General features: G+C 71.2%; 19 protein-coding genes and 1 pseudogene. 13 read left to right on the top strand and 7 right to left on the bottom strand.

Annotated elements, in window-relative coordinates; translation table 11 throughout:
- Positions 1 to 99 precede the first annotated feature (99 nt).
- The 4 genes from AQJ46_RS16880 to AQJ46_RS16865 all read right to left on the bottom strand — a co-directional run bounded on the left by AQJ46_RS16880 (position 100) and on the right by AQJ46_RS16865 (position 4477).
- Complete coding sequence (locus tag AQJ46_RS16880; protein WP_059206381.1) at positions 100 to 1107, bottom strand: DNA-3-methyladenine glycosylase family protein; 1008 nt, start codon at positions 1105 to 1107, stop codon at positions 100 to 102.
- A gap of 121 nt (positions 1108 to 1228) precedes the next feature.
- On the bottom strand, positions 1229 to 2530 hold the full coding sequence (locus AQJ46_RS16875; protein WP_059206380.1) for a coenzyme F420-0:L-glutamate ligase: 1302 nt from the start codon (positions 2528 to 2530) through the stop codon (positions 1229 to 1231).
- Between the two features lie 443 nt (positions 2531 to 2973).
- The gene (cofD, locus tag AQJ46_RS16870) at positions 2974 to 3933 is read right to left on the bottom strand and encodes a 2-phospho-L-lactate transferase (protein WP_059206379.1); all 960 of its coding nucleotides are present in this window, start codon (positions 3931 to 3933) and stop codon (positions 2974 to 2976) included.
- Positions 3934 to 3967: 34 nt separating this feature from the next.
- A complete protein-coding gene (locus AQJ46_RS16865; RefSeq protein ID WP_059206378.1) occupies positions 3968 to 4477 on the bottom strand; it encodes a cysteine dioxygenase in 510 nt (169 codons plus the stop codon).
- Positions 4478 to 5179: 702 nt separating this feature from the next.
- On the opposite strand from AQJ46_RS16865, the gene AQJ46_RS16860 reads away from it, so the two are divergent.
- From AQJ46_RS16860 to AQJ46_RS16850, 3 genes are all read left to right on the top strand, one after another.
- On the top strand, positions 5180 to 5443 hold the full coding sequence (locus AQJ46_RS16860; RefSeq protein ID WP_020137941.1) for a WhiB family transcriptional regulator: 264 nt from the start codon (positions 5180 to 5182) through the stop codon (positions 5441 to 5443).
- Positions 5444 to 5626: 183 nt separating this feature from the next.
- Positions 5627 to 9283 (top strand): glycosyltransferase family 2 protein, encoded by a 3657-nt coding sequence (locus AQJ46_RS16855; RefSeq protein WP_079072307.1) that lies wholly within the window; start codon positions 5627 to 5629, stop codon positions 9281 to 9283.
- Positions 9280 to 10764 carry a DUF5719 family protein gene (locus AQJ46_RS16850; RefSeq protein ID WP_059206376.1) on the top strand — a complete coding sequence of 495 codons (1485 nt, stop codon included), beginning with the start codon at positions 9280 to 9282 and terminating at the stop codon, positions 10762 to 10764. Before AQJ46_RS16855 ends, AQJ46_RS16850 begins: the two co-directional genes overlap by 4 nt.
- 22 nt (positions 10765 to 10786) lie before the next feature.
- On the opposite strand, the gene AQJ46_RS16845 is transcribed toward AQJ46_RS16850, so the two are convergent.
- The gene (locus AQJ46_RS16845; RefSeq protein WP_079072306.1) at positions 10787 to 11230 is read right to left on the bottom strand and encodes a metallopeptidase family protein; all 444 of its coding nucleotides are present in this window, start codon (positions 11228 to 11230) and stop codon (positions 10787 to 10789) included.
- A 356-nt stretch (positions 11231 to 11586) separates the two neighbouring features.
- Here AQJ46_RS16845 and AQJ46_RS16840 point away from each other — a divergent pair, with 356 nt between their 5' ends.
- From AQJ46_RS16840 to AQJ46_RS16815, 7 genes and pseudogenes are all read left to right on the top strand, one after another.
- Complete coding sequence (locus tag AQJ46_RS16840) at positions 11587 to 11961, top strand: DUF3499 domain-containing protein (RefSeq protein ID WP_057611542.1); 375 nt, start codon at positions 11587 to 11589, stop codon at positions 11959 to 11961.
- Between the two features lie 136 nt (positions 11962 to 12097).
- Positions 12098 to 13655, top strand: a pseudogene (locus tag AQJ46_RS16835) (L-lactate permease).
- 103 nt (positions 13656 to 13758) lie between these two features.
- Positions 13759 to 15126 (top strand): phosphomannomutase/phosphoglucomutase, encoded by a 1368-nt coding sequence (locus tag AQJ46_RS16830; protein ID WP_199873741.1) that lies wholly within the window; start codon positions 13759 to 13761, stop codon positions 15124 to 15126.
- Positions 15127 to 15248: 122 nt separating this feature from the next.
- Positions 15249 to 15419: a Trm112 family protein gene (locus tag AQJ46_RS52200; RefSeq protein ID WP_007382472.1), complete on the top strand. Its 171-nt coding sequence runs from the start codon at positions 15249 to 15251 to the stop codon at positions 15417 to 15419.
- Between the two features lie 155 nt (positions 15420 to 15574).
- On the top strand, positions 15575 to 16702 hold the full coding sequence (locus AQJ46_RS16825; protein WP_059206375.1) for an SIS domain-containing protein: 1128 nt from the start codon (positions 15575 to 15577) through the stop codon (positions 16700 to 16702).
- Between the two features lie 45 nt (positions 16703 to 16747).
- Positions 16748 to 17899: a mannose-6-phosphate isomerase, class I gene (gene manA / locus AQJ46_RS16820; protein WP_059206374.1), complete on the top strand. Its 1152-nt coding sequence runs from the start codon at positions 16748 to 16750 to the stop codon at positions 17897 to 17899.
- A 143-nt stretch (positions 17900 to 18042) separates the two neighbouring features.
- Positions 18043 to 19026, top strand: a complete 984-nt coding sequence (locus AQJ46_RS16815) for a cation diffusion facilitator family transporter (RefSeq protein WP_057611538.1) — start codon at positions 18043 to 18045, stop codon at positions 19024 to 19026.
- Between the two features lie 89 nt (positions 19027 to 19115).
- Here the strand turns inward: AQJ46_RS16815 and AQJ46_RS16810 are convergent, their stop codons facing one another.
- Complete coding sequence (locus AQJ46_RS16810; protein WP_059206373.1) at positions 19116 to 21278, bottom strand: fructose-specific PTS transporter subunit EIIC; 2163 nt, start codon at positions 21276 to 21278, stop codon at positions 19116 to 19118.
- A 425-nt stretch (positions 21279 to 21703) separates the two neighbouring features.
- On the opposite strand from AQJ46_RS16810, the gene ahcY reads away from it, so the two are divergent.
- Together ahcY and AQJ46_RS16800 are read left to right on the top strand one after the other, a co-directional pair.
- Positions 21704 to 23161: an adenosylhomocysteinase gene (ahcY, locus tag AQJ46_RS16805; RefSeq protein WP_059206372.1), complete on the top strand. Its 1458-nt coding sequence runs from the start codon at positions 21704 to 21706 to the stop codon at positions 23159 to 23161.
- A 132-nt stretch (positions 23162 to 23293) separates the two neighbouring features.
- Entirely contained in the window at positions 23294 to 23923 is a 630-nt protein-coding gene (locus AQJ46_RS16800) for a hypothetical protein (RefSeq protein ID WP_059206371.1), read from the top strand.
- A gap of 69 nt (positions 23924 to 23992) precedes the next feature.
- Here AQJ46_RS16800 and AQJ46_RS16795 read toward each other — a convergent pair whose 3' ends face one another.
- Entirely contained in the window at positions 23993 to 25003 is a 1011-nt protein-coding gene (locus AQJ46_RS16795; protein WP_059206370.1) for an RDD family protein, read from the bottom strand.
- A 130-nt stretch (positions 25004 to 25133) separates the two neighbouring features.
- Between AQJ46_RS16795 and AQJ46_RS16790 the strand changes: the two genes are divergently transcribed.
- Complete coding sequence (locus AQJ46_RS16790) at positions 25134 to 26141, top strand: stage II sporulation protein M (RefSeq protein WP_059206369.1); 1008 nt, start codon at positions 25134 to 25136, stop codon at positions 26139 to 26141.
- Positions 26142 to 26380 lie beyond the last annotated feature (239 nt).

Below are 26380 nucleotides of genomic sequence, written 5' to 3'. Positions count from 1 at the left end.
AAGGGGCGGCAGCCCCTGGTGGGGGTGCTCCCTCTGGGGGAAGGACGGGTAGGGGCGGCGGGGGCGAAAACCGCGACGCCAACCCCACCCGCCGCACCGTCACAACCGCCCGATATCCCCCCGAGTCATCCGCGGCGCCCGCCGCCCCGGAACCCGCCCACTCAACAGGATCAACCGAGCCGCCCGATGCCGCTGCCCCGCATACGGCTCCAGCAGCGACAACATCGCCGCATCATCCGCATCACGATCCCCCGCCAGCGCGAACCCCACGATCCCCGGCAGATGCAGATCCCCCACGGTCACCGCGTCCGCCGCCCCATGACTGCGCTGCACCACCTCCGCGGACGTCCACGGCCCCACCCCCGGCACCACCTCCAACCGAGCCTGCGCGGCCGCCGGAGACATCCCCACCGCCTCCTCCAGCCGCGCGGCCACCCGCACGGCCCGCAGAATCGTCGAGGCCCGCTTGTTGTCCACCCCGGCCCGATGCCACTCCCACGACGGAATCAACGCCCACGTCCGGGGCGACGGCATCACCCACAACCGCCCACCCGCCGCAGGCCCCGGCGCCGGCTCCCCGAACTTCCGCACCAGCAACCGCCACGCCCGGTACGCCTCATCCGTGGTGACCTTCTGCTCCAGCACGGAAGGAATCAACGACTCCAGCACCAGCCCGGTCCGCGTCAGCCGCAGCCCCGGCCGCCGATGCCAGGAATGAGCCACCACCCGATGCCGGGGCACGAAGACAGAAGGATCGTCCGCGGCCCCGAGCAGCTCCGGCAACCGCGAGAGCAGCCACTCACCGCCGGGCCCCCACGCCTCGCCGCGCACCTCACCGCCGTACACGCAGACCCGCAGGGTCCCGGGACCGACAGGCGTACGACTGGCCCGCCACACGGACCCGTCCGGAAGCGCCCGGAACGTGGGGTCGCCGGGCCCCCGCCTGAGCGCCCCGAGCACCAGCCCGAGATCGACGGGCCACCCCGGCGCCCACTTCCGCACCAGCGGGGCCTTCACTCGCGGCGCCTCCCGCCGCGCGGCGGGCACGACAACCTCCCCGCCGCGCACGGTCGTACGCGTGGGCCGGGGAGCGAAACGTCCTGCCACGAGTGAAGTCCTGAGGTACGAGAGGGACCGGGACCCGGGGTACGAGAGGAACCGGAAGAAGCCCTACGAGACTAAGTGCAAGCCGAGGCCCACCACCGCACCCCGACCGAACCGGCGCACATCACCGCACCTCGATGAAACTCCCCGCATCCCGGTCCGGCCGGGGCCGGGGCTCCTCCGCCGGATGCCCCACCGCGACGGCCCCCATCGGATCCCAGTCCTCCGGCAGCCCCAGCACCTCCCGCACCACCTCGCGGCAGAACATGGTGGACGACACCCACGCCGACCCCAGTCGCTCCCCGGCCAGCGCGACGAGGAAGTTCTGCACCCCGGCCCCCGCGGCGACGACGAACATCTCCCGCTCGGCCGCGTCCCGCCGCACATCGCCGTAGGTGTGCGATCCGTCCATCACCAGACAGGGCACGACGAGATACGGCGCGTTCCGCAGCACGTCCCCGCGCCGCACCCGCTTGGCTATCGACTCCTCGGACTTCCCGTCCCGCCGCAGATCGTCGATCCAGGCGTCCCGCATGGCGTCCAGCAGCCCGGTCCGCGAGGCCTCGGACTCCAGCAGCACGAACCGCCACGGCGTCGTGTGATGCGGCGCCGGCGCGGTGACGGCCGCGGCGACGGCCCGTCGTACGGCTCCGGGGTCGACGGGCTCGTCCGTGAAGGCCCGTACGGTACGGCGCTGGGTGACCGCCTCCCGGACGGCCTCCGAGGTGCCCAGCCGGAACATGTCGTCGCGCGCGTGACGCACCATGGCCCGCGCCCCCTCCCCGTGCTCCTCGGCCACGACGTGCGCCAGCCCGCGTACGACGGCGACGGGCAGACCTGCGGCCTTGCCCTTGACGAGATCACCGGCGGCGGCCAGTTCGTCGGCCGTCGCCACGACGGTCGCGCTGAGCGGATTGCCGTACGCGTCCGTGCCGCCCCGCAGATCGTCCAGCACCCGCACCCCGGCGGCGCCGATCGCGACATCGGTCAGCCCGGCGCGCCAGGGCCGCCCGAAGGTGTCGGTGACGACGACCCCGACGTCGACCCCGAGGGAGTCCCGCAGCCCGTCCCGGATCGTCCGCGCCGACGCGTCGGGGTCCTCGGGCAGCAACAGCACGGTCCCCGAAGGGGTGTTGGAGGCGTCGACCCCGGCGGCGGCCATCACGAGTCCCTGCCGGTTCTCGACGATCCTGAGCGCCCCGCGCCGCGCCACGACCCGTACGGTCTCGGCATCGATCGCGGCCTCCCGGTCGCTCGCCTCGACGACCCGCCCCTCCGCCTTGGACACGATCTTCGAGGTGACGAGCAGCACGTCCCCGTCGACGAGCCCCGGCTCGGCGGCGGCGATCAACTTGGCGAGGTCGTCCCCCCGCGCGACCTCGGGCATCCCGGAGACGGCCCACACACGGAAACCGCCCCCCGCCATGCCCTTCACGGACTCGTGGCCGGGCGGCTTCGCCGTACTGCTTGCCGTTCCGCCTGCTGTTCCGTGGCCGGACGGGTTCGTCGTGCTGCCCGCCGTCCCGTGACCGGGCGGGTGCGCCATGCCGTCTGCTGTCTCGTGTCCGGACGGGGTGGCGGTGCTGTCTGCCGTTCCCTGGCCGGACGGTTTCACCGGTCCGCCCGCCATTCCCTGACCGGACCCACCCGCCGTGCTGCCCACCGTCCCGTGACCGGATCCATCCGCCGTGCTGCCCACCGACCCCCGACCGGACCCGGTCACCGCGCCCCCCGCACCCCCGGGCCCGCCGCTCGCGGCAGCGCCGTCGTGCATCGACTCGCCGTCGGCAGCATGCGCGCCGCCCCGGCTCCCGGCCACCGCTCCCGGTGCTTCCGCAGAGCCCCGTGCCTCACCCGCCACCTCGCCGCTCAAGCTCCGCCCACCTCCTCCGCCAGCTCCAGCGCCTCCTGGGCCATCCGCGTGGTCGCGTCCAGGTCGGTCATCATCAGGGGTACGGCCCGGCAGCGGATGCCGGCCGACTCGATCCGCTCGACCGCTCCGGCGTCCACGGTGTCGACGAGCCAGCCGTCCAGCAGCCCCGAGCCGTAGTGCTCGGCGACCGCCGCGGCCGTGGACTCGACGCCGACCGCCGCCAGCACCTTGTCGGCCATGCCGCGCACGGGCGCGTCCCCGACGATGGGGGACAGGCCCACCACCGGCACTCCGGCCTCGGCGATCGCCTCGCGGATGCCGGGCACGGCGAGGATCGTGCCGACGGACACCACCGGGTTGGACGGCGGGAACAGCACGACGTCCGCCTCCGCGATCGCCTCCAGCACCCCCGGCGCCGGCTTGGCCTGCTCCGCACCCACCGGCACGACCGCGTGGGCCGGAACGGACGCCCGCAGCCGCACCCAGTACTCCTGGAAGTGAACGGCCTTGCGCTCGCCGTCGACCTCCACGGCCACATGCGTCTCGACCCGGTCGTCGGTCATCGGGATCAGCCGCACCCCCGGCTTCCACCGGTCGCACAGCGCCTCGGTCACCGCGCTCAGCGGATACCCGGCACCGATCATCTGCGTCCGCACGATGTGCGTGGCGAAGTCCCGGTCCCCGAGCCCGAACCACTCGGGTCCGACGCCGTACGCCGCGAGCTCCTCCTTGAGATGGAAGGTCTCGTCGGCCCGCCCCCAGCCCTGCTCCTCGTTGATACCGCCGCCGAGCGTGTACATCACCGTGTCGAGATCCGGGCAGACTTTCAGCCCGAAGAGGTGGATGTCGTCCCCGGTGTTACCGATGACCGTGATGTCCGCGTCCTGCGCGGCCTGCTTGAGACCGCGCAGGAACCGGGCACCGCCGATGCCGCCTGCCAGAACCACAATGCGCATGGGAGCAAGTCTTACAGGCGGGTAGGACAACGCGTCATGCGGTTACGACGTCGACCTCGCCGTGGGACTCGCGGGCGGTGCAGGCGGTGTACATCGGCATCTCGGTCAGCCCCGGGTAGTAGACGTGCAGACTCACCGCCGGCTCCAGCGCGTCGTTGACGACCTCGTGCACGTACCCCGGCGCGAACACCCGCTGTGCCCCCGCCCTCAGCGCGCGCGTGCCCCGCTCGGTGCGCTCGGTCAGCGTGCCCTCCAGGACGGTGAGGACCCCGGAGGAGCGGCCGTGGTCGTGCAGCCCGCTGCCCTGACCGGGGACCCAGGACAGCAGCCACACCTCGTAGCCGGGCCCGGTGCGCAGCCGGTGGTACCAGCGGCTCGTCGCGTCGTACTGGACGAGGTGCGCCCACTGCGAGCGGTCGGCGGCGATGGAGCGTGCCATACCGACGAAGTCCGCGACGGTGGCCGGGTGCTCGCGGGGGGCCTGGAGGAGGTGCGGGACCTCGAGGAGGTCGCCGGCGATCTGGAGGTCGTTGTCGCTGTTCATGGGGTGCGATGGGTCCTCGGCGAAGAGTGTGGGGGCTGGCTGGGTGTCGCGTACCGTCCGCCCGGGTCACGGGAAGACAGGAATGCCCAGGTGCGGGCGGGGAACAAGCAGCCGAGTCACGGTGGACTCAGGAGCAGCCGGAGCGCGTTGGGCTCAACAGCTGGAACAGCAACAACAGCTACAGCGAGCGCGGGCAGCACCGTGGGACCCGGCCGTGCGGGTCGAGGTGAATGCCAAGTTCGCGAGCATGCCCACAAGGACACCGGGTCACACGTTCACTGTCAACTCGACACCCCGGAAGTGGGACATGTTTCACCTCATCCGGTCCATCTCCGTGATGAAAGGTTTGTTCACGCGTCTACCGGGACACATGGCGCACAACCGGGCGCACGGGCCACGTCTTCGCACGACTTCCACGGGCGCACACGGAACGAGTTCGAACTGATGGGCGTCCTTCCCCGTACAGGTCCGAAAGGGCCGGCACGGCTCGGCAGCCCTCTCGGGTCTCGTCTGCTTGTCAAGGTTTATGCCGATTTGAACACTTTCTGCAAGGCCTTGGTTCCGCAGAGTGAATAAGGGGCTCAATAGCAGATCTCGGCTTGACTCGCCCGGAGCAGCACACTTGTAATTTCACTCGTGTCGTTCAGCCGAAATCGGTAACGGCCGTCACACGGGGACGCGAAAGACAGACGAGGGGCGCACATGACCGAGACGGTGCAGCAACTGCTGGTCGACGACGCGGACGAGGAACTCGGCTGGCAGGAGCGCGCGCTGTGCGCCCAGACCGACCCCGAGTCCTTCTTCCCGGAGAAGGGCGGCTCCACCCGCGAGGCCAAGAAGGTCTGCCTCTCCTGCGAGGTCCGCTCCGAGTGCCTCGAATACGCCCTCGCCAACGACGAGCGCTTCGGTATCTGGGGCGGCCTGTCGGAACGCGAACGCCGCAGGCTGAAGAAGGCCGCCGTCTGACGCGAGGCACGCTTCGCCGCACTTTTCGCACGCAACCGAACGGCCCGTCGCACGTGGGTTATCCACAGGCGGCGGGCCGCCGTCTTGCCCAGCCGATAGTGTGGGCGCTCGTCCGAGACGCCTCGCCGCCCCCTCAGGGCACAGGCGCCCACCGCAGTCCACCGAACCGGGGCCCGTACCTCGATGTCCGTGCACAGCCACACGGCAGCCCAAGATCACGCTGCCACTCCTGAGTTCCCGCGTCATGTGGTGACCGCGGTGCTCGTCTCCCACGACGGCGCCCGCTGGCTGCCCGACGCGCTCGCCGGGCTGCTCGGCCAGGAGCGCCCCGTGCAGTTCGCCATGGCCGCCGACACCGGCAGCGCGGACGACTCCGCGCAGCTGGTCACCGAGGCCCTCGGAGCCGACCGGGTCCTGCACCTCGCCCGGCGCACCGGCTTCGGCCAGGCCGTCGAGGAGGCTGCCCGCACCGCTCCCGTCCTGACCCCGGACGAGCTGCCGTATCTGAAGCGGCCCAGCGGCTGGGACCCGGTCACGCGCACGTGGCGCGACGACGCCTACGACCTGCCGGAGCTGCCGCACGGCGAGCCGGTCCAGTGGCTCTGGCTGCTGCACGACGACTGCGCCCCCGAGCCCGACGCCCTGGCCCAGCTGCTGCGCGTCGTGGAGAACGAACTGGAGCTCGGCCGGGACGACGTCGCCGTCGTGGGCCCCAAGCTCCGCGGCTGGTACGACAAGCGGCAGCTCTTGGAGGTCGGCGTCTCCATCGCCCACTCCGGCCGCCGCTGGACGGGCCTGGACCGCCGCGAACAGGACCAGGGCCAGCACGACCACGTCCGGTCCGTGCTGTCCGTGTCCACCGCGGGCATGCTGATCCGCCGCGACCTGTTCGAGCAGCTCGGTGGCTTCGACCGGCGCCTGCCCCTCATGCGGGACGACGTCGACCTGTGCTGGCGCGCCCAGTCCGCCGGCCACCGCGTCCTCATCGCTCCCGAAGCCGTCGTACGCCACGCCGAGGCGGCCTCCCGGGAGCGCCGCACCGTCGACTGCGCGGGCCGCACCACCGCGTCCCCGCACAAGGTCGACAAGGCCGGAGCCGCCTACACCCTGCTCGTCAACACGCGTACGGCCGCGCTGCCCTGGGTGCTCGTGCGCCTGGTCCTGGGCACCCTGCTGCGGACCGTCGCCTACCTCGTCGGCAAGGTCCCCGGACAGGCCCTCGACGAGATCCGCGGCCTCCTGGGCACCCTGCTGCGGCCCGAGCGGATCATCGCCGGGCGGAGCAAGCGGGGCACGCCCGTCGTCGACAAGGACGAACTCAGGCAACTGTTCCCGCCGCCCGGCGCGACCGTCCGGGCCACCGTGGAACAGGTCGCGGGCAACTTGTTCGGCGGCTCCGACGCCGAGGCCTCCGCGGCCGGACGCCATGGCGGCGGCATCGAGTCCGGGCCCGGCGGCGACGACGCGGACTTCCTGGAGATCGAGCAGTTCGCCCGCCTCAAGCGCGTCGCCCGCAAGCCGGGACCGGTGCTCTTCCTGGCGCTGCTGCTCGTCGCCCTGGTCGCCTGCCGCAACCTTCTGGGCGGCGGCGCGCTCGCGGGCGGCGCCCTGCTGCCCGCCCCGGCCGACGCGAGCGAGCTGTGGTCGCGTTACGCGGACGCGTGGCACGCGGTGGGCGCCGGCGGCACCCCGTCCGCGCCGCCGTATCTGGCAATCATCGCCGCGCTGTCCTCCGTACTGTTCGGCTCGACCGGTCTCGCACTGACGGTCCTGCTGGTCTGCTCGGTGCCGCTGGCCGGCTTCACGGCCTACTTCGCCTCCCGCCCGCTCGTCGAGTCCCGCCTCCTGCGCGCATGGGCGGCCGTCGTCTACGCCTTCCTGCCCGCGGCCACCGGCGCTCTCGCCGGCGGCCGCGTCGGCACCGCCGTCCTCGCCGTCCTGCTGCCGCTCATCGCGCGCGCGGGTGTCGCGGCCGGCGGCCTGACGAACACCACGGGGACGCGCGGCAGTTGGCGTGCCACCTGGGCGTTCGCGCTCCTGCTCACGATCACCACCGCGTTCACGCCGATCATCTGGCCGATCGCGCTGCTCCTCGGCATCGGCCTGCTGGTCGTGCGCCGCACCGACATCACCGCGTACGGCCTCCGCTTCCTGGCCCAGTTCGGCACCCCCCTGCTGGTCCTGGCCCCTTGGTCGCTGACGCTGCTCCCGTTCGGCTTCTTCGAGCAGGCGGGCCTCGAGTACGGCTCCTCGGCCGCCTCCGCCCTCGACCTGCTCGGCGCGAGCCCCGGCGGCCCCGGCACGGTCGACGGGCTGATGCTCATCGGCGTGGTCCTGGCCGCCCTGGCCGCCCTGCTGCGCACCGAGCGTCAGTTCGGCATCTGGACGGCCTGGGCGGTGGCCCTGGTGGGCCTCGTCTTCGCGGTCCTGTCCAACGACTCGACCTGGGCGGGCCCCGCCACCCTCGTCTACGGCCTCGCCCTGCTGGCCGCCGCCGTGCTCGGCGCCGACGGGGCACGCGCACGCGTGGCCGAGCAGAGCTTCGGCTGGCGCCAGCCGGTCGCCGCCCTGATCGCCTTCGCCTCCGCCGCGGGCCCGCTGCTCGTCGCCGCGGGCTGGATGATCGGCGGCGCCGACGGACCGCTGGAGCGCCGCGACCCCGTCCAGGTGCCCGCGTTCGTCGCCGAGGAGAGCGGCACCCGCGACCAGGCCCGCACCCTCGTCCTCGACAGCGACTCCGCGGCGCACGTCGGCTACATGCTGGTGCGCGGTTCCGGCGCCCGCCTCGGTGACGCCGAACTCGCCGCGGCCGACGGTGAGAACGACAACCTGGACAAGGTCGTCGCCAACCTCGTCGCCGGCTCCGGCGCCGACCAGGCGAACCAGCTCGGCGGCTTCGCCGTGCGCTACGTCCTCGTCCACAAGGGCGCGCCCCGCGAGGTCACACGCGTGCTGGACGCCACGCCCGGCCTGACCCGGCTCAGCCAGCAGGACGGCAGCGGACTGTGGCGGGTCGACCAGGAGGTCGCGCGCGCCACCGTCGTCACCAAGTCCGGATCCGGTACCGCGCAGCCGGTGGCCGCGGGCCCCGTGGACATCCACACCACGGTCCCGTCCGGCGCCGACGGCAGGATCCTGCGCCTCGCCGACACCGCCGACGAGGGCTGGACCGCGACCCTGGACGGCAGGCCGCTGACCCGCACCACCGTCGACGGCTGGGCGCAGGGCTTCGAACTGCCCGCCTCCGGCGGCAAGCTGGACGTCACCTTCGACGACCCCTTCACCCACACCCTGTGGCTGTGGATCCAGGGCTTCCTCGCCGTCGTCCTCGTGGTCATGGCCCTGCCCGGCCGCCGCCGCGACGTCGACGACGACCTCCCCGAGGAGCCGTCGATCCCCGCCCAGGCCGTGGCGGGCGAGGGCCGCCGCGCCCGCCGTCTGCGCGCCCAGGCCGAGGAGGCCGCGCGCCCCGACGACGTCCCCCCTCCTCCGCAGGAGGCCCCCGCCGCGGTCCCGCAGCAGCAGTCCTACGGCGACTGGGACGCCCCGACCTACGCGAACGCCGAGTACGGCGCCTACGGCGGCGAGCAGTACCAGGGCACCGCCCAGCAGTACCCGACGGGCGGCTACGACCAGCAGCCGTACCAGGCGGACCCCTACCAGGGCGGCCAGTACGACCCGTACGCCTACGGCGGCCAGAACCAGCAGGCGCCGTACGACCAGACGTACGGCGGCCAGTACGAGCAGCAGTACGACCAGGGCTACGACCCCGCGTACGACCCGGCGCAGCAGCACCCGGACGCCACCGGCAGTGAGCGCCCCGACGGGAGTCAGCAGTGAACCGCACCACCGTGTCCCTCATCGCCGGCACCGCCGCGCTCGCCGCCGTCACCGGGTTCGCCACGCTCAGCTCACCGCAGGCCGCCGGCACCGCCAGGACAGCCGCCGAGCTGCCGGTGGAGCGCACCAGCCTGCTGTGCCCGGCGCCCAGCACCTCCGACATCGCGGAGACGTCGTACACGTCCTTCACGCCCGTCACCAAGGACGCGGACAGCGGCGGCAAGGCCGAACTCCAGGCGGCCGCCGCACAGTCGGACGGCAAGAGCGCGGGCAAGAGCAAGAAGGCCGGCAAGCCGGTCCTCGAACCCGAGGAGCCCGGCAAGCCCGCCACCGGGGAGACCTCCGGCGGTGACGCGTCGGCCCTCGTCGGCACAGCCGAGGGGAAGTTCGCGCCCGGCTGGACCGTCCAGGAGACCACGGAGGTCGCCGCGGGCTCAGGACGCGGGCTGCAGGGCGTCAACTGCTCCGCCCCCGACACCGAGTTCTGGTTCCCGGGCGCGAGCACGGCCGCAGACCGCACCGACTACGTCCATCTGACCAACCCAGACGACTCCGCCGCCGTCGTCGACATCGAGCTCTACGGCAAGGACGGCGCCCTGGACTCCACGCTCGGGGAGGGCATCACCGTCGCGCCGCACTCCAGCGACCCGATCCTGCTGTCCACACTCACCGAGGAGAAGCAGGAGAACCTCACCGTCCATGTGAACGTCCGCAGCGGACGCGTGGGCGCGGCCGTGCAGGCGCTGGACGACAAGCTCGGCGGCGACTGGCTGGCCGCGTCGACGGATCCGTCCGGCAGCCTGGTGCTGCCCGGTATCCCGAAGGACGCCACCGCCGTGCGCCTGGTCGCCTTCACGCCCAGCGACTCCGACGCCGACCTGAAGGTGCAGCTCGCGTCCCCCTCCGGCCTGATCACCCCCGCCGGGAACGAGACGCTGCACGTGAAGGCGGGCATGACCACCTCCGCCGACCTCGGCGACGTCACACGCGGGGAGGCCGGTTCGCTGGTCCTGACCCCCACCGACGCATCCGTGCCGGTGGTCGCCGCCCTGCGGGTCGTCCGCGGCAAGGGCGACGACCAGGAGACGGCGTTCATCCCGGCCACGCGTCCGGTCGGCACGCGCGCGACGGTCGCCGACAACAGGGCCAAAGGCACCACGCTCTCGCTGACCGCCCCGACCCGGGCGGCCACCGTCAAGGTCACGGCCTCAGCGGGCAGCAAGGGCGGTGAGGCCGTCTCGAAGACGTTCACCCTCAAGGCGGGCACCACCGAGAACGTGGAAGCCCCGACCCCGACCGGCCTCAAGGGCACGTACGCCCTCACGGTCGAGCATGTCTCAGGAGGCCCGGTCTACGGCGCCCGCACCTTGGCGGCCAACGCCGACGGAGTGCCGGGCTTCACCATCCAGGCGCTCCCGGACGACCGGGGCATGGTGGCGGTGCCGGAGGCGGACCAGGACCTGTCGGTGCTGCAGAAGTAGCCCGGGGTGATCCGCGGGCGGTTCAGTCCTCGCCGTACCGCGGATCCACCGTCTCCGGAGTGAGCCCCAGCAGCTCGGCCACCTGCTCCACGACGATCTCGTGGACCAGCGCCGCCCGCTCGTCGCGCCCCTTGGTGCGGATCTCCACCGGCCGCCGGTAGACGACCACGCGCGCGGGGCGTCCCTCACGCGCCGGAATCGTCCCGCCGAGCGGCACCGCCTCGTCGTTCCAGGACTGTCCGTCCAGCCGAGGCACCTCCAGGACCAGGAAATCGATCTCGGCGAGCTGCGGCCAGCGCCGCTCCAGGCGCTCCACGGAGTCCTGCACCAGATCCGCGAACGCCTCGGCTCGACTCGCGGCGAGCGGCACCTGCGGCGGGGCGATCGGGCCGCGCATGCCCCGTCCGTGGCGATCACGGCGGCGGGGCCCGGGGCCGGTGGCGCGGGGCGGTACAGGGTTGTCCATCACTGGTGAAGGGTAATCCTCGCCGCACCCCCGCGCCCGCCGCCCACGCGGTACCCCGGAAGCGGCCCGAAACGACGTACGGCCACCTCGTACGGCATGTCGGCAGTTGACCATTCCAGCCAAGGTTGGGCTCGAATCCGTAGCTCTGCGAGACCGTCGATCTCAAGGCAATTGACATGGTTTGTACCAACTGATGATCGGTTTCAGGTGTGTTCGGCCCCTCGAAAGCGGGTGTCCATGCAGGTCATCGCGGTGTGACGGAAGTGCCGTGTGGGGCGTTTCACAGCACGACACGGTGGGGTGACCTGGGGGAGAGTCGTCGCGGCCCGTTCAAGAGTGCGGTACCGTCCAACGTCGTGAGCCCTGTACGTCGCTGTTCGCGCACCGCTTGCGGCCGTCCCGCCGTCGCGACGCTGACGTACGTCTACGCCGACTCGACCGCGGTCCTCGGCCCGCTCGCCACCTACGCCGAACCCCACTGCTACGACCTGTGCGCCGAGCACTCCGAGCGCCTCACCGCCCCGCGCGGCTGGGAGGTCGTCAGGCTCCTCGACGCCTCGGCCCCGGCCCGGCCCAGCGGGGACGACCTGGAAGCGCTTGCCAACGCCGTGCGCGAGGCGGCCCGTCCGCAGGAGCGTGCCGGCCAAGCCGGTGGCGGAGCTCGCGCGGCCGACCCGATGGAGGTCGCGCGCCGCGGCCATCTGCGGGTCCTGCGCTCTCCCGACAACTGACCCGTCTTCTGGGCGCGTTCGGCGCTCTCTTCGCTCGGTGACGCACGCCCATTGACGTGGACTTGGCGCGAACACGACCATTCCGTGCGGCGCAGTGAGAAATCGCTTTCCACGTGACGGAATCGGGGAGGCGCCCGTGTACGTCCAGGAACTCGACCCCGTAGCCGACTCGCTCGGGCTGTCCGCCCTGGTGGCGGCTCTGCCCCTGGTGATCGTCCTCGTCCTGCTCGGCGGCGTCCGCATGAAGGCGCACCTGGCGGGCCTCACCGGCCTTCTGGCGGCCGCTCTGGTCACCTGGCTCGCTACGCATGCCGCTGGGCCAGACCGTCTCCAGCGCCGCACAGGGGGCCGCCTTCGGGCTCTTCCCCATCCTGTGGATCGTCGTCAACGCCCTGTGGGTGTACCGGATGACCGTCCGCATCCAGGCCCTCGTCGTCGCCTTCTGCTTCGGCGCGCTCCTGGAGGCCCTCGCCGGGTTCGGCGCACCGGTCGCGATCTGCTCGGTCATGCTCGTCGCCCTCGGCTTCGACCCGGTGCGCGCGGCGGTTGTCGCGCTGGTCGCCAACACCGCCCCGGTGGCCTTCGGCGCGATGGGCACACCGGTCGTGACCCTCGCGCAGGTCACCGGGCTGCCGTTGGACAACGTGGCGTCCGTGGTGGGCCGTCAGACGCCCTTGCTGGCCCTCGTGGTGCCCCTGGTGCTGGTCTTCCTGGTCGACGGCAAACGGGGCCTGCGCGAGACCTGGGTACCCGCCCTGGTCTGCGGAATCGCCTTCGCCGTCGCCCAGTTCGCGGCCTCCAACTACGTCTCCGCGCAACTCGCCGACATCGGGGCCGCCTTGGCCGGAGCGGGTGCCCTGGTCGCCGTACCGCACGCGCGCGTACCGGCCGACGAGTCCGTACGCGCGTCCGTGCTGACCGGCGCGCGCAGCGAGGACCTCGACGAGGCGGACCCGCGCGGTGAAGTCCTGCGCGCCTACGCCCCGTACGCGCTGATCGTCGTGATCTTCTCCGTCGCCCAGATCCCGGCCGTCAAGGACTGGCTGGCGAAAGCGACCCGGACGTACGACTGGCCCTTCCTCAACGTCCTGAATCCCGACGGGGATCCGGTCGGCGGCAACCTCTTCACCTGGCCGATCGTCTCCACCGGTGGCACCCTCGTGCTGCTCGCGGGGATCCTGACGGCCCTCGTGCTCGGCGTGCACGCGCGCGTGGCGGTCCGTGAATGGGTGGCGACCGTCCATGAGTTGAGGTTCGCGATCCTGACCGTGACGTCCGTGCCGGCGCTCGCGTATGTCATGAACCTCTCCGGACAGGCCGCCACCATCGGCCACTTCGTGGCGGCCGCGGGCGCCGGACTGGCCTTCCTGTCACCGGTACTGGGCTGGTTCGGAGTGGCCGTCTCCGGTTCTGACACCTCGGCCAACGCGCTGTTCGGGGCGTTGCAGGTGACCGCCGCGCGGGAGTCCGGGCTCTCCCCGGAGCTGCTGGCCGCCGCCAACAGCTCGGGCGGGGTGCTCGGCAAGATGCTCTCGCCGCAGAACCTCACCATCGCCTGCGCGGCCGTCGGGCTCGCGGGCCGCGAGGGGGACCTGCTGCGCAAGGTGCTGCCCTGGAGTCTCGGACTGCTGCTGGTGATGTGCCTGATCGTGGTCGGACAGAGCTCACCGGTGCTGGGCTGGATGCTGCCCTGACGCCCTCAGCGCCGTCTGACCTCAGGTAACGGCTCGGCTCCCGCACCACCCACTGTCAGTGGCTACGGGTAGTTTGTGGTGACCGACAGGACTTTCAGAAGGGTTGGCCGTGGCTGATCTGTCACAGCTCGTGAAGGCGTACGACGTGCGCGGGGTCGTTCCCGACCAGTGGGACGAGAAGCTGGCCGAGCTTTTCGGCGCCGCCTTCGTCCAGGTGACCGGGGCGAGCGCGATCGTGACCGGCCACGACATGCGGCCCACGTCCCCGGGACTGTCGCGGGCCTTCGCGCGCGGAGCGGCCGCCCGCGGCGTGGACGTCACCGAGATCGGCCTCTGCTCGACCGACCAGCTGTACTACGCCTCCGGCGCGCTGAACCTTCCGGGCGCGATGTTCACGGCCTCCCACAACCCCGCCCAGTACAACGGCATCAAGATGTCCCGGGCCGGCGCGGCCCCGGTCGGCCAGGACACCGGCCTCGCCGAGATCCGCGAACTGGTCGAGCGGTGGAGCGAGGCGGGCGCCCCGGAAGCGGCCGCGGGGACCGGCACGATCACGCAGCGGGACACGCTGGACGACTACGCGGCCCACCTGCGCTCCCTCGTCGACCTGACCTCCATCCGCCCCCTGAAGGTCGTCGTGGACGCGGGCAACGGCATGGGCGGCCACACCGTCCCGACGGTGTTCGCGGGCCTGCCTCTGGACGTCGTCCCGATGTACTTCGAACTGGACGGCACGTTCCCGAACCACGAGGCCAACCCCCTCGACCCGGCGAACATCGTCGACCTCCAGAAGCGGGTCCGCGAGGAGGGGGCCGACCTCGGCATAGCCTTCGACGGCGACGCCGACCGCTGCTTCGTCGTCGACGAGCGCGGAAACCCGGTCTCCCCGTCCGCCATCACCGCCCTGGTGGCCTCCCGCGAGCTCGCCCGGCACGGCGGCAAGGGCACGGTCATCCACAACCTGATCACGTCCTGGTCGGTCCCGGAGGTCGTCAAGGAGAACGGCGGCACACCGGTACGCACGCGCGTGGGCCACTCCTTCATCAAGGCCGAGATGGCGAGGACCGGCGCGATCTTCGGCGGCGAGCACTCGGCGCACTACTACTTCAAGGACTTCTGGAACGCGGACACGGGCATGCTGGCGGCCCTCCACGTCCTCGCCGCACTGGGCGGCCAGGAAGGCCCGCTCTCGTCCCTGGTTGCCCAGTACGACCGTTACGTCGGCTCCGGCGAGATCAACTCCACGGTCGCCGACCAGACGGACCGCCTGGCCGCGATCAAGGCGGCCTACGAGGGCCGGGAGGGCGTACAACTCGACGAGCTCGACGGCCTCACAGTCACCACGTCCGACTGGTGGTTCAACGTCCGCCCCTCCAACACGGAACCCCTCCTGCGCCTCAACGCGGAGGCGAGGGACGAGGCGACGACGGCGAAGATACGCGACGAGGTACTGGCGATCATCAGAGCCTGACGGGACGCGGGGTTGGGCCGAAAACCGCGACTCGCCCCAACCCCGGCGCCCCCCTCTCCCCGGCGGTACCCTGACCAGGCACATCCGCACATGCAGCCGTAACGCCCCCGAAGGGAACCCCCATGCCGCTCGAAGCCGGCCTCCTGGAGATCCTCGCCTGCCCGGCCTGTCACGCCCCCCTCAAGGAGCAGGACACCGAGCTGATCTGCACCGGCCAGGACTGCGGCCTGGCATACCCGGTCCGCGACGGCATCCCCGTCCTCCTCGTCGATGAGGCCCGCCGCCCCGCGTGAGCGCCCCGCTGCCGCCGTAGGCGAGACAGCGCCCCAGCTGCCGTAAGAGCGACAACGACACAGCGACCACCGGTGTCCCGGCCCGCGCGACCGACGACCCGGCGAAGCGACAACCCGGCGTCCCCGGAGACCCGGCGATCGGAGGCTGCCGCCCCATGCTCGACGAATCGCTGCTAGACACCCCCGAGGCCCTCTCGGAGGCCGACCGCCGAGGCCTGCTCCGCGGCGCCGCAGAGGCCGGCGCCCGCGTCCGCACAGCAGCCCGGCACGCAGCCGAAGCGGGGGTGAACGACCTCAAGCCCGACGGCCGCCCCCGTGCCGTCCTCATCGCAGGGCCCGGCGCCGCCGCCACCTGCGCCGCCGACCTCCTCGGCACACTCGCCGGCGCCGGCAGCCCCGTCACCCGCCTCGCCCCCACCGGAGTCGCCCCCGCCGCGGGCGCCCTGCGCTGGGAACTCCCCGGTTGGGCGGGCTCGGTCGACCTGCTTCTGATCGCCACCCCCGACGGCACCGAACCAGGCCTGTCCCTGCTCGCCGACCAGGCCTATCGCCGCGGCTGCACGGTCGTCGCGGTGGCGCCCGCCCGCACCCCGCTCAGCGAGGCGGTCGAGGGCGCGCACGGCCTGTTCGTGCCCATGGCCACGGCCCCTTACGAGCAGGCCACCCCCCTCACCGCATCCGCCCCCGGCGTCCTGTGGGCCCTGCTCACGCCGCTCCTCGCGATCCTCGACCGCACCGGCCTGCTCACCGCCCCGCCTGAAACGCTCGAGAAGATCGCCGACCGCCTCGACCACATCGCCGAGCGCTGCGGCCCCGCCATCGCGACCTACAGCAACGCGGCCAAGACCCTCGCCGCCGAACTCGCCGACGCGCTCCCGGTGATCTGGACCGAGGGCACCTCCGCAGGGCCCGCGGGCCGCCGTTTCGCCGCCGCTCTCGCCGAGCTCTCCGGACGCCCCGCCGTGGTCTCCGAACTGCCCGAGGCCCTCGCCGCGCACAGCACGCTGCTCGCCGGGCCGCTGGCCGCCAGCGCCGACCCGGACGACTTCTTCCGCGACCGCGTCGAGGAAGCTCCCGCGCTGCACGCGCGCGTGGTGCTCCTTCGCGACCGTCCGATCGGCGGTCTCAGCGCCGCTCCGGCCGCCCGTGACCTGGCCCTCAACCACGACACGCCGATCAGCGAGCTGGAACCGGAGTCCGGCGGCGAGATCGAGACCCTCGCGGAACTGATCGCCGTCACGGATTTCGCCGCCGTTTACCTGGCGCTCGCCTCGGGGGCCTGACGTTGCCCAGGACGCCCTGAAAGTCGTACGTACGGAAAGAGCCTGATGGACCGCCTCGACAACACCATCCGCCCCTACGCCTGGGGTTCCCCCACCGCCATCCCCGAACTCCTCGGCGTCCGGCCGACCGGTGAACCGCAGGCGGAGATGTGGATGGGCGCCCACCCGGGAGCCCCCTCACGCACCGGCCGGGGCACGCTCGTCGAGGTCATCGCCGCGGACCCGGCGAAGGAACTCGGTGCCGAGGCCGTCGCCAAGTTCGGCCCCCGGCTGCCCTTCCTGCTCAAGATCCTCGCCGCGGGCGCCCCGCTCTCCCTCCAGGTACACCCCGACCTCGCCCAGGCGAAAGAGGGCTACGACGACGAGGAGCGCCGCGGCATCCCCGTGGACGCCGGCCACCGCAACTATAAGGACGCCAACCACAAGCCCGAACTGATCTGCGCCCTCACCGAGTTCGACGGCCTGTGCGGCTTCCGCGAACCCGCGCGCGCGGCCGAACTGCTCGACGCGCTCGGCGTCGACTCCCTCAAGCCGTACGTCGACCTCCTGCACGCCCGCCCCGAGGAGGCGGCCCTGCGGGAGGTCCTGACGGCCGTCCTGACCGCCGACCGCGCGGAGATGGCCCACACGGTCACCGAGGCCGCGGCCGCCTGCGCCCGCCTCGGCGGCGACCACGCCCCGTACGCCGACATCGCCCACCACTACCCCGGCGACCCGGGCGTCATCGCCGCGATGCTCCTCAACCACGTCCGACTCCAGCCCGGCGAGGCCCTGTTCCTCGGCGCGGGCATCCCGCACGCCTACCTGAGCGGCCTCGGCGTCGAGATCATGGCCAACTCCGACAACGTCCTGCGCTGCGGCCTGACCCCCAAGCACGTCGACGTCCCCGAACTCCTGCGCATCGTCCGCTTCGAAGCCGCCGACCCGGGCGTCCTGCGCCCCGAAGCGTCCCCCGACGGCGAGGAGGTCTACGAGACCCCCATCGACGAGTTCCGGCTCTCCCGCTACGTCCTTCCCGAAGGCGGCGCCACTCACGACCTGACCCGCCCGACGCCACAGATCCTGCTCTGCACGGCAGGTTCCGTGCGAGCCGGGGAACACGAACTGGGCCCCGGCCAGTCGGTGTTCGTACCGGCGGGCGAGAGGGCCGAGGTGGCCGGCACGGGCACGGTCTTCCGGGCAACGGTGATCGTGTGACCGTGACGTGTGATCGTATGACCGGGCCTGTGGACGGCTGAGACGTCCGTGCCGGGCGGGGCTGCAAGAATGGCCCCGGCAAAGGACGAGCAAAGGCCTGGACGGGCGTAAAGGCACTTGAGGCGAAGGGACAACGCGAGCAGATGAGCGCGTCAGGCGGAACCAAGGCGATCGTGGCGGCACTCGGCGCCAACCTCGCGATCGCGGCATCGAAGTTCGTGGCGTTCGCGTTCAGCGGCTCCTCGTCGATGCTCGCCGAGGGCGTGCACTCCCTCGCCGACTCCGGAAACCAGTTCCTGCTGCTGGTCGGCGGCAAGAAGGCCCAGCGCGAGGCCACCCCGCAACACCCCTTCGGGTACGGCCGCGAGCGTTACATCTACGCCTTCCTGGTCTCGATCGTCCTCTTCTCGGTCGGCGGCATGTTCGCCGTCTACGAGGGCTACGAGAAGATCAAGCACCCGCACGAGATCGAGCACTGGTACTGGCCGGTGGGCGTCCTCGTCTTCGCGATCATCGCCGAGGGCTTCTCCTTCCGGACGGCCATCAGGGAGTCCAACCCGCTGCGCGGCAACCTCTCCTGGAAGGAGTTCGTGCGCCGCGCCAAGGCACCCGAGCTCCCGGTCGTCCTCCTGGAGGACTTCGGCGCACTCGTCGGCCTGGTCCTCGCCCTCGGCGGCGTCGGCCTGGCCCTGCTCACCGGCGACGGCGTCTGGGACGGCATCGGCACCCTCTGCATCGGCATCCTGCTCATCCTGATCGCCCTCGTCCTGGCGGCGGAGACCAAGTCCCTGCTGCTCGGCGAGGCCGCCGGCATCGAGGCGGTCCAGAAGATCGAGGCCGCGATCGTCGACGGCCACACCGTCACCGGCATCATCCACATGCGCACGCTCCACCTCGGCCCCGAGGAGCTGCTCATCGCCGCCAAGATCGCCGTCCAGCACGACGACACGGCCGCCGAGGTCGCCTCCGCGATCAACGCCGCCGAGTCGCGCATCCGCGAGGCCGTCCCGATCGCCCGCGTCATCTACCTGGAGCCGGACATCTACAGCGAGACCGAGGCCGCCAAGGGCGCCGACCGGGAGGCGACCCCCGGCGGACCGGCACAGCAGCCGACGCCCGGCCACTGAGGTCTGCCGCGTTACGGCTTCAGTGCTGTACGAGGACGGGGCCCGCCGACTCTCTCGGCGGGCCCCGTCGGTTCTCGGGGCTCCGGCAGCTACTGCACCTCGCTCAGCACCTCCAGTACCGCCCCCTCGTCCGGCGCCGCGATGAGTCGCTCCCGGAACCCGGGGTCCATCAACTTGCGCGACAGCAGCGCCAGGATCCGTAGGTGTTCATCGCCCGCGGCTGCCTCCGGCACGGAGATCATGAAGATCAGCCTGGCCTTCGTACCGTCCAGCGAACCCCACTCGACACCCTCTGCGGACCGCGCGAACCCGACGACAGGCGCGGTCACCGCATCCGTCTTGGCATGCGGAATCGCGATCTCCTCCCCGAGCCCGGTGGTTCCCTGCTCCTCCCGCCGCAAGGCGGTGGCGACCAGTTCGTCCAGGTCGGCCACCTTGCCGGTCCGGGCGAGCAGCTCGGCCATCTCCCGGACGGCGGCCTCCTTGTCATGGGCGTCGAGGGCGACCTTCACGGTCCGTTCGGTGAGATAGCCGGAGAGGACTTCGCCGTCGGCTTCGGCGGTGGGGGTGGCGCCGGGTTTGGTGTCAGCGTCGGCGGTGGCCCTTTTGTCGGCGCCGGTGCCCCCGACGTTCGGCGTCCCGGTCGGTGCCGCCTCCGCGGCGGGCGCGCTCGGCGAGGCCACCATCCGCTGCGCCACCACGGCACCGGCGGCTCCACCGGCCGCCGCACCGGAGCCCACCCCGACCAGCGCGGGCTCGAGCGGCCCGACCACGCCCAGTCCGGGCACCGGCGCCGCACCCTTGCGCCTCCGCTCGCTGACGTCGACCAACGTGACCGTCGTCAGGGCGGTGACCGCGGTGCCGATCAACACGGCCACGAAGAACATCGGCACCCCGCTCACCGCGCCCAACACCGCGACGATCGGCCCGCCGTGCGGCACCGCGTCCTCGACCCCGGCGACACCGGCGATCGCGCCGGCCACCGCTCCGCCGAGCATGTTGGCCGGAATCACCTGTGCTGGCCGGGCCGCGGCGAAGGGGATCGCACCCTCGGAGATGCCGAAACAGCCCATGAACAGTGCGGCCAGACCGGTCTCCCGCTCCTGCTCGCTGTAGAGCCGCTTCCGTATCAAGGTCGCCAGTCCCTGCCCGAGCGGCATGACCGGGATCGCGGCCGCACACATCCCTATGACCGTCTGGTTGCCGGTCGCGATCAGCCCCGTGCCGAACAGGAAGGCCGTCTTGTTGACCGGCCCGCCCATGTCGAACGCGATCATCAGCCCCAGAATCGCGCCCAGCAGGATCGCGCTCGTGCCCGTCATTCCGCTGAGCCAGTCGGTGAGGTGCTCGAACACCCAGGAGATCGGCTTCCCGATGACGTAGATGAAGAACAGCCCCAGCGCCGTGGTCGCCACGATGGGGATCACGATGATCGGCATGATCGGCTGCACGAACTTCGGGACCTTGACCTTCTTGATCCACAGCACCAGATACCCGGCGAGGAACCCGGTCACGATCGCCCCGATGAACCCGGCGCCCGCCTTCGAGTCGTACAGGTCACCCGTGTTCGCGATCCAGCCACCGATCATGCCAGGCACGAGGGCGGGCCGGTCCCCGATGGCGTAGGCGATGTATCCGGACAAGATCGGCACCATCAGCGTGAAGCCGATGACACCGATGTTGTTGACGTCCATCCAGAAGGAGTCCTTCGGGATGACCAGGCCGCCGGACGGGTCGGTGTGACCGCCGAGCGAGAGCGAGATCGCGATCAGCAGCCCGCCGACCACCACGAACGGGATCATGTAACTGACCCCGTTCATCAGCGCCTTGTATGCGACGCTCCGCTCTTTGCCGCCGCCCGATGCCGATGCGGCCGGGGTGGCGCCCGCTGTGTGCACCGGCGCGGACCGCACCCGTTCGATCAACTGCTCGGGGTGATGGATCCCTTCCGCCACCCCCACGGTCAGAACGCGCTTGCCCACGAAACGGCTCAGGTCCACGTCCTTGTCTGCGGCGACGATGACGCCGTCCGCACTATTGACATCGTTGTCATCGAGGACGTTTTCAGCCCCGATCGAGCCCTGGGTCTCCACCTTCATGTCGATGCCACGGCTCGCGGCGGCCTGCGCGAGCTTCTCCGCGGCCATATACGTATGGGCGATGCCGGTCGGGCACGCGGTCACCGCGAGCAGCTTCAACCGCTGCTGCTCGCTGCCGCCGCCCGTGGGGGGAGGTCCGGCCGGACTGGTCACATCGATCTCCTCACGCCTTTGTCACGCGGAAACGCCGTCCCGGACGCCCCGCAAGATCGATCAGGTCTTCCGATCTCTTCGCATCCTCCCTCACCTGCCCAGACCACCCAGGAAGCAGTCACGGCACACTGTCAGGACGACTGACGGCACCTCGCCGATGTCCCGGGCGGCCGCCCATGATCGGCCTGATGTATGCGGAGGCGGACTGGGGTGCCCCGGCCGACCGGTGTAGCTTGGGACGGAGCCAGACGTCGCTGCTGATGGCGGTCGGGCGGTCCGCACGCGGGCCGGCCGAGGGAGAGAGGGCCTCCGACGGACTGCGCTGCGCGCACCGGGCATGCCTGTGTCCTCTTCGGGCACCCCTGTGTCCGCCGCCGCGCAGACCAGCAGTACTACCGCGCCCCAACCCCGAGGAGCAGCTCGTAATGACGACTGTCGACAACCGACAGGACTTCAAAGTCGCCGACCTCTCCCTGGCCGAGTTCGGCCGCAAGGAGATCACCCTCGCCGAGCACGAGATGCCCGGCCTGATGGCGATCCGCAAGGAGTACGCCGAGACGCAGCCGCTCGCCGGCGCCCGCGTCACCGGGTCCCTGCACATGACCGTGCAGACCGCCGTCCTCATCGAGACCCTCGTCGCCCTGGGCGCCGAGGTCCGCTGGGCGTCCTGCAACATCTTCTCCACCCAGGACCACGCGGCCGCCGCCATCGCCGTCGGCCCGAACGGCACCGTGGACAACCCCCAGGGCGTCCCGGTCTTCGCCTGGAAGGGCGAGACCCTGGAGGAGTACTGGTGGTGCACGGAGCAGGCCCTGACCTGGCCGAACACCCCCACCGGCGGCCCGAACATGATCCTGGACGACGGCGGTGACGCCACCCTCCTCGTCCACAAGGGCGTCGAGTACGAGAAGGCCGGCAAGGTTCCCTCCGTCGACACCGCCGAGTCCGACGAGCACCGCTGCGTCCTCGAACTCCTGCACCGCACCATCACGGACGGCTCGCAGAAGTGGACCCAGCTGGCCTCCGAGATCCGCGGCGTGACCGAGGAGACCACGACAGGCGTCCACCGCCTGTACGAGATGCATCGCGACGGGGCCCTCCTGTTCCCGGCGATCAACGTGAACGACGCCGTCACCAAGTCGAAGTTCGACAACAAGTACGGCTGCCGCCACTCCCTGATCGACGGCATCAACCGCGCCACCGACGTCCTCATCGGCGGCAAGACCGCGGTCGTCCTGGGCTACGGCGACGTGGGCAAGGGCTGCGCGGAGTCCCTGCGCGGCCAGGGCGCCCGCGTCATCGTCACCGAGATCGACCCGATCTGCGCTCTGCAGGCGGCGATGGACGGCTACCAGGTCACGACCCTCGACGAGGTCGTCGACAAGGCCGACATCTTCGTCACCACGACGGGCAACAAGGACATCATCATGGCCTCGGACATGGCCAAGATGAAGCACCAGGCGATCGTCGGCAACATCGGTCACTTCGACAACGAGATCGACATGGCCGGCCTCGCCAAGATCCCCGGCATCGTCAAGGACGAGGTCAAGCCGCAGGTCCACACTTGGAAGTTCCCCGACGGCAAGGTGCTCATCGTGCTGTCCGAGGGCCGTCTGCTGAACCTGGGCAACGCCACCGGCCACCCGTCGTTCGTGATGTCCAACTCCTTCGCGGACCAGACCCTGGCCCAGATCGAGCTGTTCACCAAGCCCGACGAGTACCCGACCGACGTCTACGTGCTGCCCAAGCACCTTGACGAGAAGGTCGCTCGCCTCCACCTGGACGCGCTCGGCGTGAAGCTGACCCAGCTGCGCCCCGAGCAGGCGGCGTACATCGGCGTCGAGGTCGACGGCCCGTACAAGTCGGACCACTACCGCTACTGAGCCGTACGGCACAGCAGCAGACCCTCCGAGGCAGGCCCCCGCACCCCCGTGTCGGGGGCCTGCCCCTTTGGCCTTGTGACCCTCGCCGTGTGACCGTCAGGCCGGAACAGCCCGTCAGAACCCAGGACCCCCATGCCCCGCGGCCGTTATTCGCTCCACGATCCGCACGATCACACCCCCCTCGCAGAAGAACACTTCCAGTGCGCCCCCGGCCCGTCCGGCTGGCGCTACGTCTCCCAACTGACCACCCCCGCGGGTGATCACAGCGGTTCGGTCGACCTCACCCTCGACGAACTCGGCCGCCCTCTCCGCCTCGAACTGCACGCCGGGAGCTGGCAGGTGCGCGGTGCCGCGCTCGACGGCGTCACCTGGGTCCGCACAGACCCCACCGGGGCCCACGCCACGGAAGGCAATGTCGCCGCCCATGCCTTCACCGGCACATCCCCCGCGTTCCTGGTCGCCACCACCCGTCTCCTGCGCCTCACCCCCTCCGCATCAGCAACCCGCGTACGCCTCGTGGCCTTCACGGACCCCGTCCTCGCCCCGCGCACCGTGGACCAGTCCTGGACCTTGCTGAAAAGAGAAACACACGCCACTGACAACGGCCCGCTGGCCGTGGAGGAATACCAGGTCACAGCCTTGGACACGGGCGAACAGCACACCGTGCACATCGCCGGCGACGTGGTCCTCGCGGCCCCGGGGATCGAGCTGGAGGACCTCGAATCACCGCCGTCGACGTTCCCGGCACCGCCACTGGACTGAAGCGACCTCAGACTTCAGCGGGTGTCCGCTCCCGCACCTGACATCAGCGGCGCCCGATGACCCGCGGAATCACGCCGGCGGAACGAACCCGGACGCGGGCCTGCCCTCCGGCGGCACGGCGGGCCGGGGCCCCTCGGAGGACTTCTCGGACGAGACTCCATCCACCGGAACCCCAGGGCGCGCCACGCCCGGAGCCGCCTCGACGTCGTAGGGGACAGGCGGCTGAGGAGCCAACGGAGCAGCGTGCGCCCCGGGATACGGGTAACCGCCCTGCGGTCCGACCACAGGGCCGGGCGGCCTCGACGCAGGAGACGGCCCGGTCGCCGTCGTGGCGCTGCCGTAGGCCCGCCGGGCCTCGCGGGCCTGCCGTTCCTGCACCACCGCCGCCAGATACGCGCCCGGCGGCACGTCCTGCGGCGCGGGAGTTCCCGTATGCGCCGCGAGATCGGACGCCAGCCGCTCGGCCATGGCCCAGCCAACCTGCGGGTCGAGTTGGTGCATCCGCGTCAGGTACTGACGGATGGCAAGCCACAGGCCATCGGGAACCGCCGAGAGGTCGAGCCCGGAGAACCGGCCGGCCAGCCAGGGCGGAGGCGGCGGCAGGAATCCGCTGGGCCCCACCGGAATCCGCTCCCGCACGACCAGCGTCCCCGCGAACACGTCGCCGAGCCGACGCCCCCGCGCCGACACGAGCGAGGCGATACAGGCCACGACCCCGAACGTCATGAGAATCTCGATCACACCGATCGCGCCCCGCACCAGCGCATGCCGGAAGCGGATGGGCCCGCCGTCGTCCCGGACCACCCGAAGCCCCACAGCGAGCTTCCCCAGCGACCGCCCATGGCTGAGCGTCTCGACCGCGATCGGACCGCCCACCAGTACGAGCAGGAACGCGGCGATAGAGAGCGCCACCTGAGCCGCGTCGTCCAAAGAAGCGGAAGCGGCCACCAGGGCGACGGTCACGGCGATGTACACGACCACGGCCACGATCAGATCGATCAGCACGGCCAACGCCCTGCTGGGCAGCCTCGCAGGGCGCAGCTCAAGCGCCACCGCCTCGCCCGTCACGAGCTCACTCACGCCTGCTGTCCTTCCCCTGACCCGACTGGTCAACGGCCAGTCTGCCAAGCTGAGGGCGCATCGCGTCGCAGTACGACAAGCTGACACTCATGACGGACCGCCGACGATCAGCCTAGGAGCAGGCAAACCGATGGACCTCGACGTCTTCGTCACCGCCCACCGTGCCGAATGGGACCGCCTCGACGCCCTGCTCCGGCGCCAGCGCCGCCTCAACGGCGCCGAAGCGGACGAACTCGTCGCCCTCTACCAGCGCACCGCCACCCACCTCTCGCTGATCCAGTCCAGCGCCCCCGACCCGCAGCTCACCGGCCGGCTCAGCCAACTCGTGGCACGCGCGCGTAGTGCCGTCACAGGAACCCGCCGCGCCTCCTGGCGCGATGTCACACGCTTCCTCGCCTACGGCTTCCCCGCTGCCGTCTATCGATCGCGGCACTGGTGGGTGCCCACCGCGCTGCTGTCCACCGTCGTGGCAGCCCTCCTGGGCTGGTGGATCGGCACCCACCCCGAGGTGCAGTCCTCCATCGCGGCCCCCAGTGAACTGCGCGAGCTCACCCGCCCAGGCGGCCAGTACGAGACGTACTACTCGAGCCATCCCGCGGCGTCCTTCGCCGCCCAGGTCTGGACGAACAACGCCCAGGCAGCCGCCATGTGCCTGGTCCTGGGGATCTTCCTGGGCCTCCCGGTCCTCTGGATCCTGTTCCAGAACATGCTCAACCTCGGCATCGGCATGGGCCTGATGTCTTCGGTCGGCCGTCTCGACACCTTCCTCGGCCTCGTGCTCCCGCACGGCCTCCTCGAACTCACGGCGGTCTTCGTCGCGGCCGGCACAGGCCTGCGTCTCGGCTGGACCCTGATCGATCCCGGCCCTCGCTCCCGGCGCACGGCGCTTGCGGAGGAGGGCAGAGCTGCGGTGGGCATGGCGATAGGCCTCGCGCTGATCCTGTTCATCTCCGGCGCCATAGAAGGCTTCGTCACCCCCTCGGGCCTGCCCACTTGGGCTCGCATCACCATCGGGGTCGTTGCCGAGCTGGCCTTCCTCGCCTACGTCTTCGTCCTGGGCGGACGAGCGGCGCGTGCGGGTGACACGGGCGACGTCGAGGCTGCTGAACGCAGCGCCACTGTCCCTACCGCCGCCTGATGTGCAGGGGACCCTGCTGAACTGCTACTGTCTCCTTCGCCCCACAGGAGCCGTTGACACGGAGCGTGTGGGGAGGTAGATTCGAACAGTTGCCTGGAGCTGGGTCCATCCCGCTCGGTAGCAGTGAGTGTCTGTCTGCTTCTGGAAATCTCGATTTCAGAGAAGCCCCTTCCCGATGAAATTCGGAAACAGATGGCCGGTCAGTCCGGTCTGAAAGTTCTGATAATGTTGGGAGCGCC

Origin of the sequence: Streptomyces canus, assembly GCF_001514145.1 — a bacterium.
Taxonomy (GTDB): Bacteria; Actinomycetota; Actinomycetes; order Streptomycetales; family Streptomycetaceae; genus Streptomyces; species Streptomyces canus.
The sequence above is the reverse complement of the archived record's forward strand: the minus strand, read 5'-3'. Positions and strand labels throughout refer to the sequence as shown.

Coding starts and splice junctions, on each gene's coding strand:
- AQJ46_RS16875 (WP_059206380.1), bottom strand. CDS start 2,530: ATGGCGGGGGGCGGTTTCCGTGTGTGGGCCGTCTCCGGGATGCCCGAG.
- cofD (WP_059206379.1), bottom strand. CDS start 3,933: ATGCGCATTGTGGTTCTGGCAGGCGGCATCGGCGGTGCCCGGTTCCTG.
- AQJ46_RS16865 (WP_059206378.1), bottom strand. CDS start 4,477: ATGAACAGCGACAACGACCTCCAGATCGCCGGCGACCTCCTCGAGGTC.
- AQJ46_RS16860 (WP_020137941.1), top strand. CDS start 5,180: ATGACCGAGACGGTGCAGCAACTGCTGGTCGACGACGCGGACGAGGAA.
- AQJ46_RS16855 (WP_079072307.1), top strand. CDS start 5,627: ATGTCCGTGCACAGCCACACGGCAGCCCAAGATCACGCTGCCACTCCT.
- AQJ46_RS16845 (WP_079072306.1), bottom strand. CDS start 11,230: ATGGACAACCCTGTACCGCCCCGCGCCACCGGCCCCGGGCCCCGCCGC.
- AQJ46_RS52200 (WP_007382472.1), top strand. CDS start 15,249: ATGCCGCTCGAAGCCGGCCTCCTGGAGATCCTCGCCTGCCCGGCCTGT.
- AQJ46_RS16825 (WP_059206375.1), top strand. CDS start 15,575: ATGCTCGACGAATCGCTGCTAGACACCCCCGAGGCCCTCTCGGAGGCC.
- manA (WP_059206374.1), top strand. CDS start 16,748: ATGGACCGCCTCGACAACACCATCCGCCCCTACGCCTGGGGTTCCCCC.
- AQJ46_RS16815 (WP_057611538.1), top strand. CDS start 18,043: ATGAGCGCGTCAGGCGGAACCAAGGCGATCGTGGCGGCACTCGGCGCC.
- ahcY (WP_059206372.1), top strand. CDS start 21,704: ATGACGACTGTCGACAACCGACAGGACTTCAAAGTCGCCGACCTCTCC.
- AQJ46_RS16800 (WP_059206371.1), top strand. CDS start 23,294: ATGCCCCGCGGCCGTTATTCGCTCCACGATCCGCACGATCACACCCCC.
- AQJ46_RS16790 (WP_059206369.1), top strand. CDS start 25,134: ATGGACCTCGACGTCTTCGTCACCGCCCACCGTGCCGAATGGGACCGC.